The 23254-nt window shown below is 66.8% G+C and carries 24 protein-coding genes; 15 read left to right on the top strand and 9 right to left on the bottom strand.

Annotated elements, in window-relative coordinates; genetic code table 11:
* The first annotated feature begins 35 nt into the window (after positions 1-35).
* Positions 36-590, top strand: coding sequence for a hypothetical protein (locus tag ACSFBF_RS07870; protein WP_435465740.1), 555 nt, complete (start codon positions 36-38; stop codon positions 588-590).
* A 24-nt stretch (positions 591-614) separates the two neighbouring features.
* Here the strand turns inward: ACSFBF_RS07870 and ACSFBF_RS07865 are convergent, their stop codons facing one another.
* Both ACSFBF_RS07865 and alkB read right to left on the bottom strand, forming a co-directional pair.
* On the bottom strand, positions 615-2450 hold the full coding sequence (locus ACSFBF_RS07865; protein WP_435465739.1) for an ATP-binding cassette domain-containing protein: 1836 nt from the start codon (positions 2448-2450) through the stop codon (positions 615-617).
* Positions 2451-2455: 5 nt separating this feature from the next.
* Entirely contained in the window at positions 2456-3148 is a 693-nt protein-coding gene (gene alkB / locus ACSFBF_RS07860) for a DNA oxidative demethylase AlkB (protein ID WP_435465738.1), read from the bottom strand.
* Positions 3149-3318: 170 nt separating this feature from the next.
* On the opposite strand from alkB, the gene ACSFBF_RS07855 reads away from it, so the two are divergent.
* The 3 genes from ACSFBF_RS07855 (at position 3319) to ACSFBF_RS07845 (ending at position 7304) form a co-directional block, all read left to right on the top strand.
* Positions 3319-3549, top strand: coding sequence for a hypothetical protein (locus tag ACSFBF_RS07855; protein WP_093080462.1), 231 nt, complete (start codon positions 3319-3321; stop codon positions 3547-3549).
* 95 nt (positions 3550-3644) lie between these two features.
* Positions 3645-5273 (top strand): phospholipase D family protein, encoded by a 1629-nt coding sequence (locus ACSFBF_RS07850; RefSeq protein ID WP_435465737.1) that lies wholly within the window; start codon positions 3645-3647, stop codon positions 5271-5273.
* Positions 5274-5393: 120 nt separating this feature from the next.
* Entirely contained in the window at positions 5394-7304 is a 1911-nt protein-coding gene (locus ACSFBF_RS07845) for a hypothetical protein (RefSeq protein WP_435465736.1), read from the top strand.
* Positions 7305-7390: 86 nt separating this feature from the next.
* On the opposite strand, the gene ACSFBF_RS07840 is transcribed toward ACSFBF_RS07845, so the two are convergent.
* From ACSFBF_RS07840 to ACSFBF_RS07825, 4 genes are all read right to left on the bottom strand, one after another.
* Complete coding sequence (locus ACSFBF_RS07840; RefSeq protein ID WP_093080268.1) at positions 7391-7903, bottom strand: murein hydrolase activator EnvC family protein; 513 nt, start codon at positions 7901-7903, stop codon at positions 7391-7393.
* Positions 7904-8046: 143 nt separating this feature from the next.
* Positions 8047-8535, bottom strand: a complete 489-nt coding sequence (locus tag ACSFBF_RS07835; RefSeq protein ID WP_435465735.1) for a CreA family protein — start codon at positions 8533-8535, stop codon at positions 8047-8049.
* 8 nt (positions 8536-8543) lie between these two features.
* Complete coding sequence (locus tag ACSFBF_RS07830) at positions 8544-9095, bottom strand: NUDIX hydrolase (protein WP_435465734.1); 552 nt, start codon at positions 9093-9095, stop codon at positions 8544-8546.
* A gap of 17 nt (positions 9096-9112) precedes the next feature.
* Positions 9113-9814, bottom strand: coding sequence for a fumarylacetoacetate hydrolase family protein (locus ACSFBF_RS07825; protein WP_354338301.1), 702 nt, complete (start codon positions 9812-9814; stop codon positions 9113-9115).
* 109 nt (positions 9815-9923) lie between these two features.
* Here ACSFBF_RS07825 and ACSFBF_RS07820 point away from each other — a divergent pair, with 109 nt between their 5' ends.
* The 3 genes from ACSFBF_RS07820 to pgeF are packed head-to-tail and all read left to right on the top strand — an operon-like array spanning position 9924 to position 12276.
* Positions 9924-10850 carry a tetratricopeptide repeat protein gene (locus ACSFBF_RS07820; protein WP_435465733.1) on the top strand — a complete coding sequence of 309 codons (927 nt, stop codon included), beginning with the start codon at positions 9924-9926 and terminating at the stop codon, positions 10848-10850.
* Between the two features lie 23 nt (positions 10851-10873).
* Positions 10874-11512: a maleylacetoacetate isomerase gene (gene maiA / locus ACSFBF_RS07815; RefSeq protein ID WP_435465732.1), complete on the top strand. Its 639-nt coding sequence runs from the start codon at positions 10874-10876 to the stop codon at positions 11510-11512.
* A 5-nt stretch (positions 11513-11517) separates the two neighbouring features.
* A complete protein-coding gene (gene pgeF / locus ACSFBF_RS07810; RefSeq protein WP_435465731.1) occupies positions 11518-12276 on the top strand; it encodes a peptidoglycan editing factor PgeF in 759 nt (252 codons plus the stop codon).
* On the opposite strand, the gene ACSFBF_RS07805 is transcribed toward pgeF, so the two are convergent.
* Positions 12208-12531, bottom strand: coding sequence for a hypothetical protein (locus ACSFBF_RS07805; RefSeq protein WP_435465940.1), 324 nt, complete (start codon positions 12529-12531; stop codon positions 12208-12210). The two genes, pgeF and ACSFBF_RS07805, sit on opposite strands and share 69 nt — an antisense overlap.
* Positions 12532-12644: 113 nt before the next feature.
* On the opposite strand from ACSFBF_RS07805, the gene phaC reads away from it, so the two are divergent.
* Both phaC and ACSFBF_RS07795 read left to right on the top strand, forming a co-directional pair.
* A complete protein-coding gene (gene phaC, locus ACSFBF_RS07800; RefSeq protein ID WP_435465730.1) occupies positions 12645-14408 on the top strand; it encodes a class I poly(R)-hydroxyalkanoic acid synthase in 1764 nt (587 codons plus the stop codon).
* A 49-nt stretch (positions 14409-14457) separates the two neighbouring features.
* Positions 14458-15636, top strand: coding sequence for an acetyl-CoA C-acetyltransferase (locus tag ACSFBF_RS07795; RefSeq protein ID WP_435465729.1), 1179 nt, complete (start codon positions 14458-14460; stop codon positions 15634-15636).
* Positions 15637-15672: 36 nt separating this feature from the next.
* Here ACSFBF_RS07795 and ACSFBF_RS07790 read toward each other — a convergent pair whose 3' ends face one another.
* Positions 15673-16311: a glutathione S-transferase family protein gene (locus ACSFBF_RS07790; protein ID WP_435465728.1), complete on the bottom strand. Its 639-nt coding sequence runs from the start codon at positions 16309-16311 to the stop codon at positions 15673-15675.
* A 28-nt stretch (positions 16312-16339) separates the two neighbouring features.
* On the opposite strand from ACSFBF_RS07790, the gene yghU reads away from it, so the two are divergent.
* Together yghU and ACSFBF_RS07780 are read left to right on the top strand one after the other, a co-directional pair.
* On the top strand, positions 16340-17218 hold the full coding sequence (yghU, locus tag ACSFBF_RS07785) for a glutathione-dependent disulfide-bond oxidoreductase (RefSeq protein WP_435465727.1): 879 nt from the start codon (positions 16340-16342) through the stop codon (positions 17216-17218).
* A gap of 15 nt (positions 17219-17233) precedes the next feature.
* A complete protein-coding gene (locus ACSFBF_RS07780; protein ID WP_435465726.1) occupies positions 17234-17824 on the top strand; it encodes an NADPH-dependent FMN reductase in 591 nt (196 codons plus the stop codon).
* Positions 17825-18282: 458 nt separating this feature from the next.
* Here ACSFBF_RS07780 and ACSFBF_RS07775 read toward each other — a convergent pair whose 3' ends face one another.
* Complete coding sequence (locus ACSFBF_RS07775) at positions 18283-19194, bottom strand: LysR family transcriptional regulator (protein ID WP_435465725.1); 912 nt, start codon at positions 19192-19194, stop codon at positions 18283-18285.
* Between the two features lie 120 nt (positions 19195-19314).
* Here ACSFBF_RS07775 and ACSFBF_RS07770 point away from each other — a divergent pair, with 120 nt between their 5' ends.
* Genes ACSFBF_RS07770 through ACSFBF_RS07755 form a run of 4 tightly spaced genes read left to right on the top strand, consistent with a single transcriptional unit; the run spans position 19315 to position 23252 of the window.
* A complete protein-coding gene (locus ACSFBF_RS07770) occupies positions 19315-20295 on the top strand; it encodes a tripartite tricarboxylate transporter substrate binding protein (RefSeq protein WP_435465724.1) in 981 nt (326 codons plus the stop codon).
* A 12-nt stretch (positions 20296-20307) separates the two neighbouring features.
* A complete protein-coding gene (locus ACSFBF_RS07765) occupies positions 20308-21204 on the top strand; it encodes an HTD2 family dehydratase (protein ID WP_435465723.1) in 897 nt (298 codons plus the stop codon).
* A 15-nt stretch (positions 21205-21219) separates the two neighbouring features.
* Positions 21220-22401 carry a CaiB/BaiF CoA transferase family protein gene (locus tag ACSFBF_RS07760; protein ID WP_435465722.1) on the top strand — a complete coding sequence of 394 codons (1182 nt, stop codon included), beginning with the start codon at positions 21220-21222 and terminating at the stop codon, positions 22399-22401.
* Entirely contained in the window at positions 22398-23252 is an 855-nt protein-coding gene (locus tag ACSFBF_RS07755; protein WP_435465721.1) for an HpcH/HpaI aldolase/citrate lyase family protein, read from the top strand. Before ACSFBF_RS07760 ends, ACSFBF_RS07755 begins: the two co-directional genes overlap by 4 nt.
* Positions 23253-23254 lie beyond the last annotated feature (2 nt).

The raw sequence follows: 23254 nt of genomic DNA, 5'->3' as shown, positions 1-23254 counted from the left end.
GTTCTCGCATGATCGAGACAAGGGCCCATCGCTGCATGAGTTCGTTCGCCAGGCCGTTCTTGCTGGCGACGTTCTGCGCGGCGACTGTTGGATGCACTTCCGTCCCCAAAGAGCCCAAGGCCGTCGTCGAGGCCTACCGCCGGTTCCTCCTCGACACGGAGACGCCGTTTCTCCGTCGAGCCCAGAGGCATCTTGGAATGCAGGCCGAAGTCGACCCTGCTGCGCTGGAAGAGGGCCGCTTCACACGGTTGGGGCCATCGCCCGGGAATGCATTCAACTACGCGACGGTCACCCTGTACAAAGCCGATCCGCAGTTTCCTCTGGGAAGAATGAACATGGCACTTGATGCATCCGTTGTGTGCATCAAGCCAAGCGATCTGGCTGCGCTTGGCTTCATCTCTCCTGGCATGCCCATCGTCAATCACGAAATCAGAAACGGACAACTTGTCGTCAGCGGGCTCATACCAACACCGGATCGAATTGATTTCCCGACGCCACGCGGGCGGATAGATATCTCTCTTCTTGCTGTTGTCGATCCGGGTTGTATTGCCCGCATAGAGCACGGCATCCAATTGGCGCCCGCACGCTGAACTTGCCGGACTGCTGGTGTGCGTTCAGTGGATGCCTGCCGGCACCGACATCCGCCGCAGCAACGGCTGCCTCGCCAACACCACCTCGCACGGCCCATGGTCGAGCACATGCCCCGCCTCCATCAGCACCACAGTGTCGAACCGCTCGAGCAAACTCAGCCGGTGAACCGACGCGATCAAGCAAGCATCCGGAAACGCATCCGCAATGCGTTCGAGCACGCGGGCTTCGGTGTTTGCATCCAGCGCACTCGTCGGCTCATCGAGCAGCAGCAGCGAACTGCCTTGCGCTGCGAGCACGCCGCGCGCAAGGCACAACCGCTGTCTCTGCCCGCCTGAAAGATTGAAGCCCCGCTCCGACACGGCCGTGTCGAGGTCGCCGTGGTTCGCTTTCAGCACTTCGTCAAAAGTGCTGGTGTGCAGCGCGGCCTGCAGCAGCGCGTCGTCGCGCGGCTGGCCGAAGGCGAGGTTTTCGCGCACGCTGGCTTCGAACAGTTCGGTCTCCTGCGGGATCAGCGTGGCGAGCCGGCGCAGTTGTGCCCAGTCGACTGGTTGGCCGTCGAGCAGCAGCGTGCCGCCGTCAGGCGGATAGAGCCCGGCCAGCACGCGCAGCAGGGTGCTCTTGCCGCCGCCGCTCGGGCCAACCAATGCGACGCGCTCGCCGCGGCGCAGCGTCAGCGCCACGTCGTGCAGGCCGCTGCGCACAGGTTCGTTGGCAACGCCGGCTTCTTCGGCCGAAGCGCCGCGTGATGCATAGCGCCATTGCAGCGCCTGAATGTCCAACTGCCGCCACGGCGCACCGGCCTCTATCCGCTCTCTCTCGGGCACCTGCTCGGGCGGCGTGGCCAGCGCTTCGTCGCCCGATGGCGCCTGCCAGATCGGCTCGGCGCTGCTGTAGTCGGTGTGCATGCGCGCGAAGAAACTGAAGTTAGCCGCCACCGAGGTCACGACACCGGCCGCCTGCTGCGCGTATTGATAAATCATGAACACCGCGCCCAGCATCACGGCCTGTCCGGGCGCGCGCGCCTGCCACACGTAGACGACCACCAGCCCCCAGGTCAGCGCCAGCCCCATGAGGTCGACGGCGAACCACTTGCCTTCGTTGAGGACCACGGTGCGCTTCAGCGGCAGCGAGATGGCGGCCATGCGTCGCCGCAACAGCAGCCGCGAAGCGCCCTGGAGGCGCAGACCGATCATGGTCGAGGCGTTGCCCAGGAAGTCGAGCAGCGTGGCCACGTAGCGGCGGTCGGCATCGTTCTCGGCACGCGCGAGTTTCATCAGCGCGCGGTCGATGCGCACGATGACGAGGCCGATCAGCACGTAGCCTGCGAGCGCGGTCATGCCGCTGGTGCGCGACAGCAGCGCCAGCGCGACCAGCGGGCCGACGAAGTTGACGGCGTTGGTGAGCCAGATGAACTGGTTCTGCGCGAAGTCCGACAGCGCGCGGCTGGCCTGGTGCACTCGGTGCTGCAGCTCGCCGGAGTGGTGGCCGTCGTGCCAGGCGAGCGGTGCGGCGGCGATGCGCGCATACAGCTGGTCGGCGAGGGTCTCGCGCACCTTCACGCCGACGTTGCGCTCGAGGATGCGACCCGGCCCGTGCAGCACCCATGCGGCAACGGCCACCCCGACCAGTGCCGCGATCCAGTAGCCGGCTGTGTTCAGCTCGCCGCGCTGCAGTGCGTTGATGGCCTGCCCCGCGAGATACGGCAGGGTGAGTCGGATCAACTGCGAGGCCGCGAGCAGGGCAGTGGCCGCCAGCAGCTGTCCGCGCGCGCCTTCCGCAAAGTGCCACAGCGCGGCATAGAGCTCGCGGATGGCGCTGCCGGGGCCGGTCTTCTTGTTCGTCTTGTCGCTCGCCTGCATGCGTGTCAGCCCGCCTTGCGGAATGTGAGGTTGATGCGCGTCGCGCCCAGCAGCGGGTGCGGCTCGTCTTTCAGGGGCAGCACGCCGTGGTAGCGCAGCCGGTCTTCGCCGCCCCAGACCACGACGTCGCCGTGCACCAGCGGTACGCGCACCTGCTTGTCGCTGCGCGCGTGTCCGCCCAACAGGAACACGGCGGGCATGCCGAGCGACACCGAGACGATGGGGGCGCCGTAGTCGTGCTCGTCCTTGTCCTGGTGCAGCGACAGCCGTGCGCCCGGTGCGTAGCGGTTGACCAGGCAAGCGTCGGGCGCGAAGCCGTCGAAGCCGGCCGCCGAGGCTGCCTCGCGCGCCAGTCGTGCGAACGGCTCGGGCATGGCGGGCCAGGGCTTGCCGCTGTCGGGGTCGGTGGGGCTGTAGCGGTAGCCGCGTCGGTCGCTGGTCCAGCCGAGCGCGCCGCAGTTGGTCAGCGCGACGGACATGGTGAAGCCGCCCGGCGTGACGAGGTGGCGGAAGGGCGCGCGTTCTGCCAGCCCTTCGATGGCCGGCAGGAGCGCGTCGACGAAGGGCAGGGCGAAGCCTGGCAGCACGAAGGCGCCGGGGCCGAGCGGCTCGCGCGCCTCGTGCGGCGGGTCGTCGAACAGTGAAAGGGTGGCAGGTCCGCCGCCGCTGGAATTTCGGGAGCTCGTCGTTGAGTTCATGCCCCTCGATCTTTGCCTAAAAGCCGCGTCGGCCCCAATTCGCCGTAGCTCCCATGTTCGGGTGATGTCGTTTGGCGGTGTTGCATTTAGCCTCGGCTCCCCGGCCATAAGTAGTGCTTAGGGTTTAAATTCTTGAAACTGCGTAATAAAAGGAATACGGTGTGCTCACCATGGACAGCGCTCGACTCCCCCTCAGCGTTCCAGAAGGCTGGACGGGTTGGTTCGAGCTCATGCGCACGCCGAGCGGCACCTATGCCGGCATTTGCGAGTTGAGTCTGCGCGGCATTCCGCGCTGCGCCCTGGTGATCACCCAGCAGCTGACATGGGACGCGGCGATCGAGCGGGCCACGCTGCGGGCGGACCACTTCGTCAGGCAATGGGGCCCGGCGCGCGAGCATTGAACTGAACGCGTGCGGCGGCGCAGCAAGGTCGGCAGGCGCGTGGTAGAAACCGCGAGCCTTTCGATCCACGCTCCAACCCACGCCTCGTCGTTCCAATGCCGAACTCTCCTTGTCGGGCTGCTGACAGACCGCGCGCCCGGTGGCTGTCGTGGCTGCTGCTCGGCATCGTCGCGCTGTGCATGGCCGGCTGCGCCGGACTTCCTGTCGACGTGCAGCGCAAACCTTCCGTCGCAATCAGCGACGGCGCGGACACCACCCTCGGCCGCCTCGTGAAGGCGGCTGCCCCGCCCGGCGAGCCGCTGAGCGGGTTCAGGCTGCTGCCGATGCCGCAGTTCTCGCTGCACGCGCGCATCGAGCTCGCACGCCGCGCGCAGCGCTCCATCGACGTGCAGTACTACCTCGTGCAGAACGACGAGACCGGCCGCTACCTGCTGCGTGCCCTGCGCGATGCGGCCGACCGCGGTGTGCGCGTGCGGCTGCTGGTGGACGACCTCTACACCGCCGGCGCCGACCCGCTCTTCGCCAGTTTTGCCTCGCACCCGAACGTCGAGGTGCGCTTCTTCAACCCGTTTCCCGCAGGGCGCAGCCGCTTCGGCACGCGCTGGGCCTGGTCGATCCTCGACTTCGACCGCGTGCACCGCCGCATGCACAACAAGCTCTACGTGGTCGACAACACCATCGCCGTCATGGGCGGGCGCAACATGGCCAACGAGTACTTCCTGCGCGACGGGGGCTCGAACTTCATCGACATCGACACGCTGGTGGCCGGCGCCGTGGTGCCCAAGCTGTCGTCGCTGTTCGATATGTACTGGAACAGCCCTTACGTGTACCCCATCGAATCGCTGGTGCCGCCCACCGGCGAAACCTCGCAGCAGCTGCGCGAGCGCTTCGACCGGCTGACCTCCGGCCCCGACCAGCTGCACCCCGAAGAGCCCGACTCCACCGACCTGCTGGGCAACAACCCGCTGGCCAAGGACCTGGACGCGGGCGCGCTGAAGCTGGTGTGGGCCCGCGCCGAGGCGTATGCCGACCCGCCGGCCAAGGCGCTCGGGCCGACCGAAGAAGCGCGTGGCCCGCCCGCCGACGAGTCGAAGGACAGCGTGCTCTACAACGTGCGGCGCTACGTGCGCGGCGCCGAGAACGAGGTCATGCAGACCACGCCCTACCTGATTCCGGGCCGCGGCGGCATGGAGACGATCCGCCTCGTGCGCGGCAACGGCGTGGCCTACACCATCGTCACCAATTCGCTGGCGGCCACCGACGAGTCGCTGGTGCACATCGGCTACCGCCGCTATCGCCCCGAGATGCTGCGCCTGGGCGTGGAGCTGTACGAGCTGAGCCCCAAGCGGGTGGAGCAGACCAAGCGCTTCGGCATGTACGGCTCGGCCAGCGGGCGGCTGCACGGCAAGTCTGCGGTGGTCGACCGCAAGATCGTGTTCATCGGCTCGATGAACTTCGACCCGCGCTCGATGCTGCACAACACCGAGGTCGGCATCTTCATCTTCAGCCCGCAGATCGCGCAGCAGCTCACCAGCCTGATCGGCTTTCTCCGGCTGGACGGCGCCTACCAGCTGCAACTGGGGCCGACGGGCGCCATCGAGTGGGTGAGCCCGGCCTCGGGGGACGCGGCCGACACCATCCTGCACCAGGAGCCTGAAACGGACTTCTGGTCGCGCTGGAGGCTGGAGCTGCTGGCGCCGCTGGTACCCGAGAGCCTGCTCTAGCTCGCACGGGCCCGCATCCTCAAAACAGAGGATGGTGAGGAAGGGAGGGGCACAGAAGAATCGCAACGCTCGTGTTACGAGTTGATTCTTTTGTTTGCCCTTTCACCTGAAAAACCATCCATGAAAACAAACTTCGCGACCCCCGAGGCTTTCAGCCCGCTCTTCTTCAAGACGACGCGTTCCGCATGCGCAGTGGCACTGCTGATCTCGCTTGCCGCCTGCGGCGGAGGTGGGGGCGGCGGTGGCGGCGGGTTCGCCGGCTTCCCGGCCGCGGGCGGCGCCAGCAATCCGCCGGCCAGCGATCCGCCGGCCGCATCCACGCCGGTTACGTTTTCGGGCACGGCGGCCTCCGGCCTGCCCCTGGTGGGTACCGTCACCGTCAAGGACGCCAAGGGCGTGACCAAGACCGTGACGCTGGTCGACGGCAACTACAACATCGACGTGAGCGGCATGACGGCGCCTTTCGTCTTTCGCGCCGAAGGCACGGTGGGCGGCGAGCGCACGGTGATCCACTCGGCCGCGACCGCCGCAGATGCCAACGGCACCATCAACATCACGCCGCTGACCGACCTGGTGGTGGCCAACATCGCCGGCCGGCTGGCCGAGCAGTATTTCGATGGCGGCGAGTTCGCCTCGCTCACGGACGCCGAGCTCAAGGCCGAGTCCGATGGCCTGAAGGCCAAGCTGCTGCCGGTGCTGCTGGCGCTGGGCGTGGATGCGAGCATCGACCTGCTGCGCACCGCCTTCACGCCGCTGTCGAGCGCGCTGGACAAGGCGCTCGACGTGCTGCGCGTGAGCGTGGACCCGGCCACCAACGTGGCAACCATCACCAACATCGTCACGCAGCAGCAGATCGCCGACGACCTGGCTGTGAAGGCGGCGGCCGAGACCTCAACAACGCCGCTGAGCGGCGACGGCATGGGCACCGCGGCGGACGACATCACACTGATCCGCAAGGTGCTGTCGGACTTCGTGGGCAAGTTCGCGAACGGGCTGCCCGCGCCGGCCGAATTGCTGCCCCTCATGACCGATGGCAGCAATCCCGTCACCGGCACCTACGGCTTCAGGTCCTCCGACCTGAACGCGGCGCAGTTCGCCGGCGACGCGGCGGCGGACCCCAGCCTCGTGGGCGCGAGCTTCACGGACGTGGTCATCCAGCGGATCAACTACACCATCGACGCGAACAACACGAGCCCGCGCGCGTTCGTCGAGTTCACGCACAAGGACAAGAACGGCGTCGCCTTCAGCAACAACCAGGGCATGCAGATCGTCAAGGGCACGGACGGCACGTGGCGCCTGCGCGGCGACGGGCGCGTGCTGGACATCAACCCGCACATCCACGCCACCAAGGAGAAGGCGACGGGTTGCGTGAGCAGTTCGCTGCAGTTCGCGATCCAGGACACGAACACCGGCAACAGCGGCAACGTCGCCTCGGTTGTCGTTACCGGCCCGGGGTTGCCCGCGGGCGGCTTGCGGCACATGCGTCCTTCGGGCGGCGGCGACTGGCCGATCCAGGGCTCCTCCAACAACAACTATTACTACCTGACGTCGAACTGCAGCGGCCTGTCGACCGCCGGCCTGAGCGACAGCGCGATCGCGGCGATTTCCGCCACGCCCGAGTACACCTTCACGGCCTACGAAAGCGACGGCTCGACGGTGGCCAAGTTCAGTGGCTTCGACATCGTCTACAAGCACCGCTTCCATGGCCGGCCGATGACGCTGGCAGAGGCGGCGGCCGCAACTTACCCGGGCTTCTCGACCACGCCAGCCCTCGCGTCCTACGCAGGAGGCAGCGACTTCGTCGTCAGCGCCACGGACCTGAACCCCGGCTTCGCCGCGGAGTTCTTCCTGAACCTGGCGTCCGGCCCTTCTGCCGGCGCGCAGGACCGGGCCGATGTCGCGCCGTCGGCGGCAGGCACGGCTTCGAAGACTTTCAATCTGCCGGCGCAGGGTTCGGTTGTCTACAGGAACGTGTACGTCAGCACGTACGACGCCAACTGGCGCGAACTGGCGCTTCGCGACCAGAACTGAGGCCGGAGCACCCCTCAAAGCCGAAAGCCCCCGCGAGGGGGCTTTTTCATGGGCGCGGCGCCAGCAGACGGGCTGCTGCGGGGAGGCTACTGCTGCAGCCGTCCGCTGAGGTACGGCTCGGGGTCGACGGCCGTGCCGTTCTTGCGGATCTCGAAGCGCAGCTTCACGCGGTCGGCGTTGCTGCGGCCCATTTCGGCGATCTTGTCGCCCTGGCGCACCACCGCGTTTTCTTTCACGAGGATGGTCTGCACGTGCGCGTAGGCGGTAAGGAAGGTCTCGTTGTGTTTCACGATGACCATGTTGCCGTAAGCCGGCAGTTCGCCGCCCACGTACACCACGCGTCCATCGGCCGAGGCGACGACCGGGTCGCCGAGGTTGCCGGCGATGTCGATGCCCTTGATGCGGTCGCCGTCGAAGCGGGCGATGGTCGCGCCGTTCGCGGGGCGGATGAATAGGGCTGCCGGGCGTTGCTGGACCGGTGGCGGCTTGACCGCCGGAGCCGGCCACGGGGTGTTGAGGTCGACCGTGGAGCAGGCCGCGAGGCTCGCGGCAAGCAACGCTGCGGCGCCGGTACGTAAAACAAAAGTCTGAAGGTGCATGGCGCTCTGTTGGAACGGGTTCGTTGCGGAGGGTTCCTGCGGTCTGGCTCGCCGGGCGGGCCAAGCGGCAGATGCTAGCAAACTCATGCGTCGGAGCTTGAAGAGCAACCCGGCGCGAAGTGGCCATTGAAGGCCGGCCGAGGCTATTTCAGCGGAATCGGCGTACCGCGATCGATGGGCACGGCCGTTACGCTGTTCTTGGGTGAACCGTCGATCAGCAGGTCGGAGTAGGTCAGGTACACCAGCGTGTTGCGCTTTGCGTCGACCATGCGCACCACGCGCAGGCGCTTGAAGAGCACCGACAGCCGCTCGCTGTAGACCTCTTCGCGCTTGGGCAGCGGCTGCGTGATGCTGACGGGGCCGACCTGGCGGCAGGCAATGGAGGCTTCAGACTTGTCCTCGGCCACGCCGAAGGCGCCGGCCAGCCCGCCCGTCTTGGCGCGCGAGACGTAGCAGGTAACGCCAGTGACCTTGGGGTCGTCATACGCCTCGATCACGATCTTGTGGTCGGGGCCGATGAGCTTGAAGGCGGTGTCGACTTCGCCCACCGTTTCCGCCTTGGCCGCCGATGCCGCCAGCGCAAAGCCGAGGCCGGCGCCGTAGAGGAGGGTGGCGCGCAGTGTCTTGTTCATGGATTTCGTCAAACGATGCTGAGTTCGTGCACGCGGTCGAAACTGCCACGCCGCCGGTCGGCGAAGTAGTGCTCGAGGGTTTCGCGCACGGTGCGAAAGGCGATCTCGTCCCAGGGAATTTCTTCTTCGGTGAAGAGCTTCGCCTCGATGGTTTCGTGGCCCGGGTCGAACTTGTCGTCGAGCAGCCGGGCGCGGTAGAACAGGTGCACCTGGCCCACGCGCACCACGCTGATCACCGAAAAAAGACCTTCGAGCTCGAAGTTGGCGCCGGCCTCCTCGTCGGTCTCGCGGGCCGCGCCCTGGGCGGTGGTTTCCTCGAGTTCCATGAAGCCGGCCGGCAGCGTCCACTTGCCCCAGCGCGGCTCGATGTTGCGCTTGCACAGCAACACCTTGTCGCCCAGGACCGGAATGGTGCCGACCACGTTCAGTGGGTTCTCGTAGTGGATGGTGTGGCAGGCCGGGCAGACGGCGCGCTGCTTGGTGTCGCCGTCGTCCGGCACGCGGTAGACAACCGCGGTGCCACAGTTCTTGCAGTGCTTGATGGGTACGCGCAGGAGCATGAAACCGGCCGCCGACTTCAGACGACCTTGACGGTCAACGTCGGCAGGCCCGCGACTTCGCCCACGAGCGTGTCGCCGGCCACCACGGCGGCCACGCCTTCGGGCGTGCCCGTGAAGATCAGGTCGCCGGGCTGCAACTCCCACGCGGCCGACAGGTGCTCGATGGTTTCGGCCACGTTCCAGATCAGCTTGCTCACGTTGCTGCGCTGGCGGTCGGTGCCGTTCACCTGCAGCGAGATCTCGGCCTTTTCGGCGTCGCCGGCCTGCGCCACGGGCACGATCGGGCCGATGGGCGCGCTCTGCTCGAAGCTCTTGCCGATGTCCCAGGGACGGCCCTGTTTCTTCATGTCGTTCTGCAGGTCGCGGCGCGTCATGTCGAGGCCGACCGCATAGCCGTAGATGTGCTTGTGCGCGTCGGCGGCCGCGATGTTCTTGCCGCCGGTGCCGATGGCAACCACGAGTTCGATCTCGTGGTGCAGATTCTTCGTCAGGGTGGGGTAGGCCATGGTGCCGGTCTGGCCCGCATCGACCGCCACCAGCGCATCGGCCGGCTTCATGAAGAAGAAGGGGGGCTCGCGGCCGGTGAAGCCCATTTCCTTGGCGTGATCTTCGTAGTTGCGGCCCACGCAGTAGATGCGGTGCACCGGAAAGCGGGCGGGCTGGCCGGCCACCGGCACCGAAACGGTGGCGGGCGGGGCGAAGACAAACTCGGAAGCCATTTCGACGTGTCCTTTTTCAGCGAAACCTAGGCGGGAGACCGGCAGTGTGCCAGAGGCGGGAGGCTCACAATAGACGCTTCGCGCATCTGTTCATCTGTTCATTTCCACCATGCCTATCCGAATCGGCAAGGCCGGCAAGGCCAACGCCCTCAACGAACTCGGCCGCCAGCGCGACGAGGAGGGCGACCAGGACGGCGCGCTGCAAGCCTATGCCCAGGCCAGCGCCGTGCACCCGTACTGGTCGGCCCCCTGGTACAACGCCGGCCTCATCCACAAGTACCGTGGCGACTGGGCCGCCTCGCTGCAAGCCAACGCACGGGCCGTGCAATGCGAGCCGCGCAACGAAGGCGCGATATGGAACCTGGGCATCGCCGCCACGGCGTTGGGCGACTGGGCGACGGCGCGCAGCGCCTGGCGGCAGTACGGCATCGAGGTGGCGGACGGCGAAGGCCCCGTCGATCTTTTCATCGGACTCACGCCCATTCGCGTGCACGGCGACGAGGCCAGCGAAGTGGTGTGGGCCGACCGCATCGATCCGGCCCGCGCCATCCTGCGCAACGTGCCCACGCCAGACTGCGGCCACCGCTACGGCGATCTCGTGCTGCACGACGGCGCGGCCAACGGCTACCGCCTGCGCGGCGACCGCGAGGTGCCGGTGTTCGATGCGCTCGAACTGATCGCGCCGTCGGACTATTCGACCTACGAGGCCACCGTCGAGGACGCGACCAAGGAAGACATCGACGCGCTCGTCCAGCGCTTCGAGGCTGCAGGTGCCGGTGCCGAGAACTGGACCACCAGCATGCAGATGCTCTGCCGCGCCTGCTCTGAAGGCCGCCCCTTCGGCGAGGGCCAGCACAACCACGCGGCCGGCGAGGAGCCGGGCACGCTGGGGCCGTGGCGCATCGGCATCGCCGCGCGCGAGGAGGCGGCCGCGCGCCGCATCCTCGATGAATGGCACAACGCCATCTCCACCACATCACCAAAGGCTGCGCTGCACGACTTCCGCTGCGTGCTGGCGGCCACGCCTCGTTCCTGAGGGAGCGCTATGCTTGGAAAACCATGAAGCTGCATAACTATTTCCGTTCTTCCTCCTCGTTCCGCGTGCGCATCGCCCTTGAGTTGAAGGGCCTCGATTTCGAGTACGTTCCCGTGCACATCGCGCGCGGCGACCATCGCACCGGTCCTTATTCCGCCATCTCGGCCGACAGGCTGGTGCCGCTGCTCGAAGACGAGGGCGAGCGCTTCTCGCAATCGATGGCCATCATCGAATACCTCGACGAAGTGCACCCCGAGCCGCCGCTGTTGCCGAGCGACCCGGTGGGCCGCGCCCACGTGCGCGCGCTGGCGCAGTCGATCGCCTGCGAGATCCATCCGCTCAACAACCTGCGCGTGCTCAAGTACCTCGTGAAAGACCTGAAGCTCGACGACGAGGCGAAGAACACCTGGTACCGCCACTGGGTGCGCGACGGCATGCTGGCCTTCGAGCGCCAGCTCGCGCAGTACCCCGCCAGCACCTATTGCTGGGGCAACACGCCCACCATGGCCGATTGCTGCCTGGTGCCGCAGATCTTCAACGGCCGCCGCTTCGACTGCGACTTCAGTGGCCTGCCGCGCACCATGGCCGCCTTCGAGGCCTGCATGGAGCTCGACGCCTTCCAGCGCGCGCAGCCTTCGCAGGCGCCCGACGCGGAGGCCTGAGCCTCATGAACGAGCGCTGGCTCGTGCCCGACTGGCCTGCGCCGCCGAACGTGCGGGCCGTGTGCACCACGCGCGACGGTGGGGTTTCGCGGGGGCGCTATGAGAGCCTGAACCTCGGCGATCACGTGGGCGATGAGCTCGCGCACGTGGCAGAGAACCGAAACCGTTTGCGCATGGCCATCGGCACGCGTCCTGTTTTCCTGCAGCAGGTGCATGGCACAGGCGTCGTCGCGCTCGATGCCGCACAGGACGTGGTACGTGACGGTACTGCTGCCGATGCCTGCACGGCTACGGCGGCCGGCCTGGCCTGCACGATCATGGTGGCCGACTGCCTGCCAGTGCTTTTCACCGACGAAGCAGGCCACCGCGTGGCGGCTGCGCACGCCGGCTGGCGCGGACTCGCGGGCGGGGTGCTCGAACAGACCGCCAAGGCCTTCAAGGCGGATGGCGCGGCCCGGGGCATCGCCTGGCTGGGCCCGTGTATCGGCCCCAAGGCGTTCGAGGTCGGCCCTGAGGTCAAGGCCGCCTTCGAGGCGCATGCGTCCGAAGCGGCGTCCTGCTTCCGGCCTGCGCCGGCACCCGGCAAATGGCTGGCCGACCTGCCTGCGCTGGCGCGCCAGCGGCTGCGCGCGGTTGGCATCGAAGCTGTCTATGGCAATGACGGCAGCGACGGCTGGTGCACCGTCGGCAACCCGTCACGGTTCTTTTCGCACCGGCGGGACGGCGTCAGCGGCCGCTTCGCCGCCCTGGTCTGGAAGGCCTGAGTCTGTACTCGGTGGCGCGGCTTCTTCGGCTGCGGCACGTCGGGCAGCTTCCTGCGCTTCGGCCTCGCGCTGCCTGATCGCACGACGCCGAGCAGGCGTGCCCATCAGGTAAACCACCAGTGCCACCGGCGCCAATCCGTACAAAAGAAATGTGAAGATGGCGCCCAGCACCGTGCCGTTGGTGTTGGTGGCTTCGGCCACCGCCATCATCACGGCGACATACAACCAACCGATGACGATCAGATGGATAAACACGAGAAGTTTCAGTTGGTAAGCAAAGGGGGCGGCGTTGTGAGTGCCTTGTGAATGCAGGATACTCAAAACACGCAAGCCATCCGTATCGTTTCAGGCGAGGACCAGGAGACATGATGAAGCAACAAGCCACGGGGGCCGATGCGTTCGCGCCCTTTCAGCAGGCACTTTCAGAGGGATGGAGCAAGGCGCTGGAGTCGTTCCAGCAGTCCGTCGCACAGGGCACCGTACCGGGGGCTTCGGCCTTCAATGCCGGCGGCACGCCGCTATGGCAATTGCCGCAGGGCGCGAAGATGCCCGAGCTGCCCAAGTTCTCCATCGACCCCGAAAAACTCCAGTCCATCCAGCAGCAGTACCTGGCGGAAGCCACCGAACTCTGGCGCCAGGGTTTCGCCGCCAAGCCCGAAGGCGACAAGCGCTTTGCCGGCGATGCATGGGGCAGCAACCCGCTGTCGGCTTTCTCCGCGGCCGTCTACCTGCTCAACGGCCGCACCATGCTCGGCATGGCCGAAGCCATCGACGCTGACGAAAAGACCAAGGCGCGCATGCGCTTCGCGGTCGAGCAATGGATGGCCGCTTCGGCGCCCAGCAATTCGCTGGCCTTCAATGCCGAGGCGCAGAAGAAGGCCATCGACACGCAGGGCGAGAGCATTGCCAAGGGCATCCAGAACCTGCTGCACGACGTGAAGCAGGGGCACCTCAGCATGACCGATGAAAGCGCCTTCGAAGTGGGGCGCAACGTGGCCACCACCGAGGGCGCCGTGGTGTTCGAGAACGAGTTCTTCCAGCTGCTCGAATACAAGCCGCTCACGCCCAAGGTGTACGAGCGGCCGTTCCTGCTGGTGCCGCCGTGCATCAACAAGTTCTACATCCTCGACCTGCAGCCCGAGAACTCACTGATCCGCTATGCGAACGAGCAGGGCAACCGCGTGTTCGTGGTGAGCTGGCGCAACCCGGACGAGTCGATGGACAAGGCCACCTGGGACGACTACATCGAGAACGCCGCCATCAAGGCGATCCACACGGTGCAGGAGATCAGCGGAAGCAAGCAGATCAACACGCTGGGCTTCTGCGTGGGCGGCACCATCCTGAGCACCGCGCTGGCGGTGCTCGCGGCGCGCGGTGAGAAGCCTGCCGCATCGGTCACGCTGCTGACCACCTTTCTCGACTTCAGCGACACCGGCATCCTCGACATCTTCGTGGACGAGACGATGGTGGCGTACCGCGAAATGCAGCTCGGCAAGGGCGGCCTGTTGCCCGGCGGTGACCTGGCTTCGACCTTCAGCTTCCTGCGGCCCAACGATCTCGTGTGGAACTACGTGGTCGGCAACTACCTCAAGGGCGAGACCCCGCCGCCCTTCGACCTGCTGTACTGGAACAGCGACGCCACCAACCTGCCAGGCCCGTTCTACGCCTGGTATCTGCGCAACACGTACCACGAGAACAAGCTGGCCAAGCCGAATGCGCTCACCGTGTGCGGCGAGAAGATCGACCTCGGCAGCATCGACATTCCGGCCTACATCTACGGCTCGCGCGAGGACCACATCGTGCCCATTGGCGGTGCGTATGCCTCCACGCAGCTGCTGCCGGGCAAGAAGCGCTTCGTCATGGGCGCGTCGGGCCACATTGCCGGCGTGATCAACCCGCCGGTCAAGAAAAAGCGCAGCCACTGGATCCGCGACGACGGCAAGTTCCCGAAGACGCAGGCCGAATGGCTCACCGGCGCGCAGGAGCATCCCGGCAGCTGGTGGACCGACTGGGCACAATGGCTCAAGGGCCACGCGGGCAAACAGATTCCCGCTCCCAAGGCGTACGGCAACGGCAGGGCTTACAAGGCCATCGAACCGGCGCCGGGACGCTACGTCAAGGCTCGCGCCTGACCTTCGCTTCGCTACATCCCGATTTCAAATCACTTCAACGGAGAACCTCATGGAAGACATCGTCATCGTTTCGGCAGCACGCACGGCGGTCGGCAAGTTCGGCGGCTCGCTCGCCGGCATCGCGGCCACGGAGCTGGGTGCGATCGTGATCAAGGAAGTGATTGCACGCGCCAACCTCACGGCCGAGCAAGTCGGCGAGGCCATCATGGGCCAGGTGCTCGCGGCCGGTGCGGGCCAGAACCCCGCACGCCAGTCGTGGCTCAAGAGCGGTGGCGCCAAGGAAACGCCGGCGCTCACCATCAACGCCGTGTGCGGCTCGGGCCTGAAGGCCGTGATGCTGGCGGCGCAGGCCGTGGCCACGGGTGACAGCGAAATCGTCATTGCCGGCGGCCAGGAAAACATGAGCGCCGCGCCGCACGTGTTGCCCAACTCGCGCAACGGCCAGCGCATGGGCGACTGGAAGCTGGTCGACACCATGATCGTGGACGGCCTGTGGGACGTCTACAACCAGTACCACATGGGCATCACCGCCGAGAACGTGGCCAAGAAGTTCGGCATCGACCGTGCCGCACAAGACGAGCTGGCGCTGGGCAGCCAGACCAAGGCCGCTGCCGCACAGGACGCCGGCAAGTTCAAGGACGAAATCGTCGGCGTGAGCATTCCGCAGAAGAAGGGCGACCCCATCGTCTTCAACCAGGACGAGTTCATCAACCGCAAGACCAACGCCGAAGGCCTGGCTGGCCTGCGCCCCGCCTTCGACAAGGCCGGCGGCGTGACGGCAGGCAATGCCTCGGGCCTGAACGACGGGGCAGCAGCCGTGATGGTGATGACGGCCAAGAAGGCCGCCGCCCTCGGCCTGAAGCCTCTGGGCCGCATCGCCAGCTACGCCACCGCCGGGCTCGACCCCGCCATCATGGGCATGGGCCCGGTGCCCGCGTCGACCAAGGCGCTGCAGCGCGCCGGCTGGAAGGCCGCCGACCTCGACCTGCTCGAGATCAACGAAGCCTTCGCAGCGCAGGCCTGCGCCGTGAACCGCGAAATGGGCTGGGACGTGAACAAGGTGAACGTCAACGGCGGCGCCATCGCCATCGGCCACCCCATCGGTGCGTCGGGCTGCCGCATCCTGGTGACGCTGCTGCACGAAATGCAGCGCCAGAACGCCAAGAAGGGCATTGCCTCGCTGTGCATCGGCGGCGGCATGGGCGTGGCGCTCACCATCGAGCGCTGATCGCAGCAGGGCGCAGGCGCCCGTCGACGTTGCCGCTCAGCGCGACATCGACGGCCGCTGCGCCATCGCAGCGCGCCAGCGCATCAGCTCGGGGTGCTGTTCCCCGGGCTTGACCCGCACCACACGGGCGAAGTCCACCGCCACCACGGCGGTGATGTCGGCAATGCTGAACTGGTCGGTGGCGATGAAATCGCGGCCGACCAGCCGCTCGTTCAAGGTCTGGAAGAACTGGTGCACCCGTGCCAGTCCGCGCTGCGCCAGCTCGGGAATCTGGGCGTAGTTCACCGGTCCGGGCAGTGCCCGGTCGGCCATGGCCGGCGAGCCGTTGCGCAGCGTCTCGGCAATGGCCAGCAGGCCTTCGAATTCGATGCGCCAGTTCCAGCTGGCGATCTCGGCTCTTTCCTGTGGCGTGACGCCCATCAGCGGCGGCTGCGGATAGCGGGCCTCCAGCCAGGCTGCGATGGCGGCGTTGTCGGTCAGCAGCAACTCGCCATCGTCATCAGTGCGTAGCGCCGGCACGGTGCATTGCGGATTGATCGCGCGATAGGCGTCACCCATTTGCTCACCATGAGCGAGGTCGACCTGCACGGTCTCATGGGCAATGCCCTTTTCTGCAAGCAGGATGCGCGCGCGCCGCGGACTGGGTGCGGTGGCGCAGTCGTAGAGAATGATCATCGTCCGTCCAACTCCTGGAACTCATCGCATGAATGGCACGACAGCCTACACGCCGCCCACCGTCTGGTCCTGGAACAAGGAAAGCGGTGGCCGCTTCGCGAACATCAATCGCCCCATCGCGGGTGCTACCCATGAGAAGAACTTGCCGGTGGGCAAGCATCCGCTGCAACTCTATTCGCTGGCGACGCCCAACGGCGTGAAAGTCACGGTGATGCTCGAAGAACTGCTGGCGCTGGGCCACACCGGCGCGGAGTACGACGCCTGGCTGATCCGCATCAGCGATGGCGACCAGTTCTGCAGCGGCTTCGTGGCGGTGAACCCGAACTCCAAGATCCCCGCGCTGATGGACCGCAGCGGCGACAAGCCTGTTCGCGTGTTCGAGTCGGGCGCGATCCTGCAGTACCTGGCCGAGAAGTTTGGCGGCGCCTTCCTGCCGACCGAGCGCGCGGCCCGCGCCGAATGCCTGTCGTGGCTGTTCTGGCAGATGGGCAGCGCGCCGTACCTGGGCGGTGGCTTCGGGCACTTCTATGCCTACGCGCCCACGAAGATCGAGTACGCGATCGACCGCTTCGCCATGGAAACCAAGCGCCAGCTCGACGTGCTCGACCGCCGGCTGGCCGAGAGCCGCTACCTGGCGGGCGACGACTACACCATCGCCGACATGGCCATCTGGCCCTGGTACGGCACGCTCGCCAAGGGGCAGCTCTACGAAGCGGGCGAGTTCCTCCAGGTGAGCGAGTACAAGAATGTGCTGCGCTGGACCGACGAGATCGCGAAGCGACCGGCGGTGCAGCGCGGCCGCATGGTCAATCGCGCCTGGGGCCAGCCGAACAGCCAGCTGCACGAACGCCACGACGCCAGCGACTTCGAGACCCGCACCCAGGACAAGCTCGAAACGCCAACCTGAGCGCGGAACACAACGATGAGCGACAAGATCCTGGTCTTCTACGGCTCGTACCGCTCCGACCGCATGGGCGTGCGCCTGGCGGACTACATCGTCGCCGGGCTTCGCGCACGTGGCGACGATGCGGAGCTGATCGACGCGAAGGCAGTCGGCCTGCTCATGCTCGACCGCATGTACAAGGAATATCCGAAGGGCGGTGCTCCCGCGGCGATGGAGGCCCTGGCCGAAAAGATCCGCACGGCCGACGCCTTCGTCTTCGTCACCGGCGAATACAACTGGGGCCCGCAGCCGGGCCTGAAGAACCTGACCGACCACTTCCTCGAAGAGTGGTTCTGGCGGCCCGCGGCCGTCGCGAGCTATTCGGCAGGGCGCTTCTCTGGCGTGCGTTCGGGCACGGTGTGGCATTCGATCCTGTCGGAGATGGGCATGGTCGTGGTGTCGAGCACGCTCGCGGTCGGGCCGATCTCTCAGACGCTGGATGCGGCAGGCAAGCCGACGGGGCCTGCGGGCGAATCGCTGGAGCGCTCGTTCGGCCGCTTTGCGGACGACCTTGCCTGGTGGACCGAGGCCGCGCGTGCGCAGCGGGCGCGCAAGGCGCCGCCTTACTGAGAAGCTGAAGTGCAGGCTCGCGGCAGGCCGGGCAGCGCAGCTTGTTCACCGCCCAATTTTTGGGCAAAGTGATTAATCCCTTTATAAAACAACAGCTTGCATTCCTTTTACAAGGCTCTGCATGAGTTACCCCCAAAGTTGTCCACGGAAAATGGGGACGACATCGGACTTTTCGCAATCGCGTGCAAGTTGCTGATTCAATGACGTTTTCTGCCCACCGGAAATCGCGAAAAAGTTCTCTTCGCAGCCGCTTTCGAGCCCATGAGGCCTGTTTTGCCTGTCAAAGTTGTTCACCGCCCAAATTTTGAGCAAACTAAGGAATACCCTTGTAAAACAATGACTTAAATCTGTTTTACAAGGCTCCTCATGAGTTACCCCCAAAGTTGTCCACGGAAAATGGGGACGGGACGGACTTGTTCAGCAAACGCCTGCAAGTCCATGTTTTTGGGGTGTCGCGCTCAGTTTTCTTCGGCCAGCTGTCCGGCGTAGTGCCGACACAAGGTTTCGACCAGCGCCTGCGCATAGATCGGCAGCGCCGCCCGGTCTCGCACCAGCAGGTAACGCTCCCGCACGCACCACGCATCGCTGAGGTCGATCAGCGCGAGCTGCATGCTTTCCTGGTTGCGCCGCGCGGCCGACTCGGGCACCACGCCGATGCCCACGCCGCTGCCGATCATCCGGCACATGGCGTCGAAGCTCCCCAGCTGGATGCGCAGCTTCTGCCGCTTGCCGAGGTTGTCGGTGATCTGCGCTAGGAAGGTCTGCAGCGTGCTGCCTTGCTGCATGCCGATCGCGTCTTCGTCGAGCGTCTCGGCGAACGAGATCTTCCGGCGCTTGGCGAAGCGGTGCTTGCGCGAGGTGACGAGCACCAGTCGGTCGGTGCTGAAGTGGATGGCCTCCAGTCCCAGCGTGTCGACGCGGCCCGCGACGATGCCGATGTCGGCGCGGCCGTCGAGCACGCCGCGCGGGATCTGAGCATTCGGTTTTTCCTGAAGGTCGACGTTGATGCGCGGGTTGTGCGCCAGGAAGCCCGGCAGGATCTCGGGCAGAAAGTCGGTCACAGCCGTGGTGTTGGCGAACACGCGCAGGTGGCCGCGCAGGCCGCCGCCGTATTCGAGCAGGTCGGCGCGCAGCTGCTCCGTTTGATGCAGCACGAGGCGCGCGTGGTGCAGGAAGGCTTCGCCCGGTGGTAGCAGGCGCACGCCGCGGGCCTCGCGCTGCAGCAGCTGCAGGCCGGCCTGCGTTTCCAGCGCCTTGATGCGCGCGCTGGCCGCGGCCAGCGACAGATGCTGGCGTTCGGCGGCCCGCGTGAGGTTGCCGAGTTCGGCCGTGGCCACGAACAGCCGCAGGTCGGTGAGGTCGAAAAGCATCGCGCGATGCTAGACCCTCCCAGGCCCCAAGCCTTCGGAAACGCGGAAGGCTGGGTTCCGAAATCGCAGATTGCGCGCGGGGGGAGGGCGAACGACCATGCGGCCATGGAGACACAACACATGAGATTTCGCGCCTTCGCATTGCTGGCGTTTGCAGCGGCTGCGGCATTGGTCCAGGCCGGCCCGGTACGCGCCGAGGCCTACCCCTCGCGCCCTGTCACGCTGGTGGTGCCGCAGGCAGCCGGCGGAACCAACGACATCGTCGGCCGCCTCGTGGGCCAGAAGCTCGGCGAAGTGATGAACAACGCCAGCGTGGTGGTCGACAACCGCCCAGGCGCGGGCGGCAACATCGGCACACAGCTGGTGGCCAAGGGGCCGAAGGACGGCTACACGCTGCTCATGACCATCAGCAGCAGCCAGGCCATCAACCCGGCGCTGTACAAGAACCCGGGCTTCGATCCGGTGAAAGACTTCAAGCCTGTCGGCCTCATCGGCGCGGTGCCCAACGTGCTGCTGGTCAACCCCACGTTCCCGGCGAAGAACTTCGCCGAGTTCCTGAAGCTCGCGCGGCAGAAGGGCGCCAACTACCAGTACGCCTCGGCCGGCAACGGCACGCTCAACCACCTGCTGGGCGAAATGCTCAACAGCATGGCCGGCATCTCGCTGCAGCACGTGCCGTACAAGGGCGTGGCGCCGGCGCTCAACGACGTGCTGGGCGGGCAATTGCCGATCGTGTTCGCGAGCCTGCCTTCGGCGCTTTCGCATATCAAGGCCGGCAAGCTGCGCGCGCTGGCCGTGAGCGGAGACAAGCGCTCAGCCGTGCTGCCCGACGTGCCCACCATTGCCGAGGCGGTGCCCGGCTACAACGGCACGCTGTGGATCGGCCTGTTCGCACCCGCGGGCGTGCCGGCCGACGTGCTCGCTACCTTGCAGGACGCCACGCGCAAGGCGCTGGCCTCGAAGGATCTGCGCGACAAGCTCGACCAGCAGGGTGTCGAGATCGCGGCGCCCACCACACCCGAACAGTTCGCAGCGCTGCTGCAGGACGACCTCGCCAAGTGGGCGCGGATCGTCAAGGCCTCCGGTGCTGCGGTCGACTGAATGAAGCAATACATGTCTAACGAAACTCCCACGACCCCTTCCGTGATCGACGGCGAAACACTGGCGAAGCTGCAAGCCTGGCAAGGCCGCAGCGAAACGCTGGCCGACGACATCACCGCTGCGCCCGTGCGCGCGCTCTCCGCCACGCTCGACCGCGACGATGCGCCGCCCGAAGCCGGCACGCGCCTGCCCGAGCTGTGGCATTGGCTCTACTTCCTGCCGCACCACCGCCAGTCCGAGATCGGCGACGACGGTCACGCGAAGCGCGGAGGCTTCCTGCCGCCCGTGCCGCTGCCGCGCCGCATGTGGGCCGGCGGGCGGCTCGCGTGGGAGCCGGGCAATCCGCTGCAGGTCGGCGACAAGATTGAGCGCACCTCGACCATCGCATCTGTCACGCACAAGGCAGGCCGCACCGGCGAGCTGGTTTTCGTGCTCGTGCGCCACGAGGTGCGCAACGAGCGCGGCCTTGCGCTGACCGAGGAGCACGACATCGTCTACCGCGCCGCCGCGCAACCGGGCGAAGCTGGCCCGCCACCCACGCCCGCGCCGAAGGACGCCGCCTTCAGCCGCGACATCGCGCCTGACGACGTGCTGCTGTTCCGCTACTCGGCGCTCACCTTCAATGGCCACCGCATCCACTATGACCGCCGCTACGTGACGCAGGTCGAGGGCTATCCGGGCCTGATCGTGCACGGCCCGCTGATCGCGACGCTACTGGTCGACCTGCTGCGCCGCAACGTGCCGGGCGCGCAGCTCGCGCGCTTCGAGTTCCGTGCGGTGCGACCGACATTCGACATCGCGCCGTTCAGCGTGCATGGCAAGCCCGGCGCCGATGGAAAAACATTCAGCCTCTGGAGTGAAGACGCCGACGGCTGGCTCACGATGCAGGCCACGGCTGTGCTGGCCTGAGGGGAGAAAGAACACATGACAAGACCTCTTGACGGCATCACCGTCATCTCGCTCGAACACGCGATTGCCGCGCCGTTCTGCACCCGCCAGCTTGCCGACCTCGGCGCGCGCGTCATCAAGGTGGAGCGTCCCGAGGTGGGCGACTTCGCGCGGGCCTACGACGCCCGCGTGGGCGGCGAGGCCTCGCACTTCGTGTGGGTGAACCGCTCGAAGGAAAGCCTCACGCTCGACCTGAAGCAGCCCGCCGCGCTCGCCGTGCTGCAGGAGCTGGTGGCCGATGCCGACGTGCTGGTGCAGAACCTCGCGCCCGGCGCCGCCGCGCGCATGGGGCTCGGCGCGCAGGTGCTGCAGGCGAAGCACCCGAGGCTCATCGTGTGCGACATCTCGGGCTACGGCGAAGACGGCCCGTACCGCGACAAGAAAGCCTACGACCTGCTGATCCAGAGCGAGGCCGGTTTTCTCTCGGTCACGGGCACGCCGGACGATCCGTGCAAGTCGGGCAATTCCATCGCTGACATCGCGGCGGGCATGTACGCGTACACCGGCATCCTCGCGGCGCTGCTCCAGCGCGGAAAGACCGGCAAGGGTTCGCATATCGACGTGTCGATGCTCGAATCGCTCGCGGAGTGGATGGGCTACCCGATGTATTACGCCTACGACGGCGCACCCCCGCCGCCGCGCAGTGCCGCTTCGCACGCGACCATCTATCCGTATGGACCGTTCCCTGCCGGCGATGGCGGCACCGTGATGCTGGGCCTGCAGAACGAGCGCGAGTGGCGCACCTTCTGCGAGAAGGTGCTGCTGCAGGCGGGGCTTGCGGCCGACGCTCGCTTCGACAGCAACGCGCGGCGCAACGAGAACCGCGAGGCCCTGCGCGCGATCATCGTGGAGACCTTCGGCGTGCTGAGCACGGCGCAGGTGCTGGAGCGGCTCGACACAGCGCAGATCGCCAACGCCCGCATGAACGACATGGCCGGCCTGTGGGCTCATCCGCAGTTGCAGGCGCGCGAGCGCTGGCGGCAGGTGGGTTCGCCGGCGGGTGACATTCCTGCCTTGCTGCCGGCCGGGCGCCAGAGTGCGTTCGACTACCGCATGGACGCGATCCCGGCTGTTGGAGAACACACCGAGGCGATCTTGCGCAGCCTCGGGCGCAGCGAGGCGGACATTGCGGCGCTGCGCGAGGCGAGGGCGGTGTGAGCACACTCGCCTTGGCACGTGCCTTTCTCTTCGTGCCGGCCGACCGGCCCGAGCGCCATGCGCGCGCGCTGGCCACTGGGGCGGGAGGCGTGATCGTTGATCTGGAGGATGCGGTGGCGCCGGAGCGCAAGGTGGTGGCGCGAGACGAGCTCGCCGCTTCGTTCGCCACGCTGCCCGACATTGGCCGGCAACGCCTGCTGGTGCGCATCAATGCCGCCGGTACGCCGTGGCATGACGATGACTGCGCGCAGGTTGGCGCGCTGGTGGCGCAAGGCCTGATTGCCGGTGTCGTGCTGCCGAAGGCGGAGCGCGCGGCCGACCTGCGCCGGCTGGCCGAGGCCGTCGGTCCACGGGGCTTGCTGGTGCCGCTGGTCGAATCAGCCGCGGGCTTGGCGGCGGTCGATGAACTCGCGGCCGGCCCGCAGGTGCTGCGGCTCGCGTTCGGCAATCTCGATTTCCAGGCCGATCTTGGCCTGGCCTGCGACGCGGACGAAGCCGAGCTGGTGCCAGTCCGCCTCGCGCTACTGCTGGCCTCGCGCCGCGCCAACCTGCCAGCGCCCATAGACGGCGTGACGCCCGACTGGCGCGACGGCCAACGACTGGCCGCCGACATCGCACGCGCCCGGCGCGGCGGCTTCGGCGCCAAGCTGTGCATTCACCCCGATCAGGTCGCGCCAGTGCATGCCGCACTGGGCCCCAGCGCCGACGAACTGGCGTGGGCCCGCCGCGTGGTCGAAGCCATCCGCGCATCGGGCGGCGGCGTGGTCAGCCTCGACGGGCGGATGGTCGATGCGCCCGTGGTGCGCCTGGCCGAACGCCTGCTGGCGCTCGAAGACCAGCCGACGCCCTGACA

The sequence above is a fragment of the Variovorax nivicola genome (assembly GCF_051216475.1).
GTDB lineage: Bacteria > Pseudomonadota > Gammaproteobacteria > Burkholderiales > Burkholderiaceae_C > Variovorax.
This window is presented reverse-complemented; position numbering and strand designations above follow the sequence as displayed.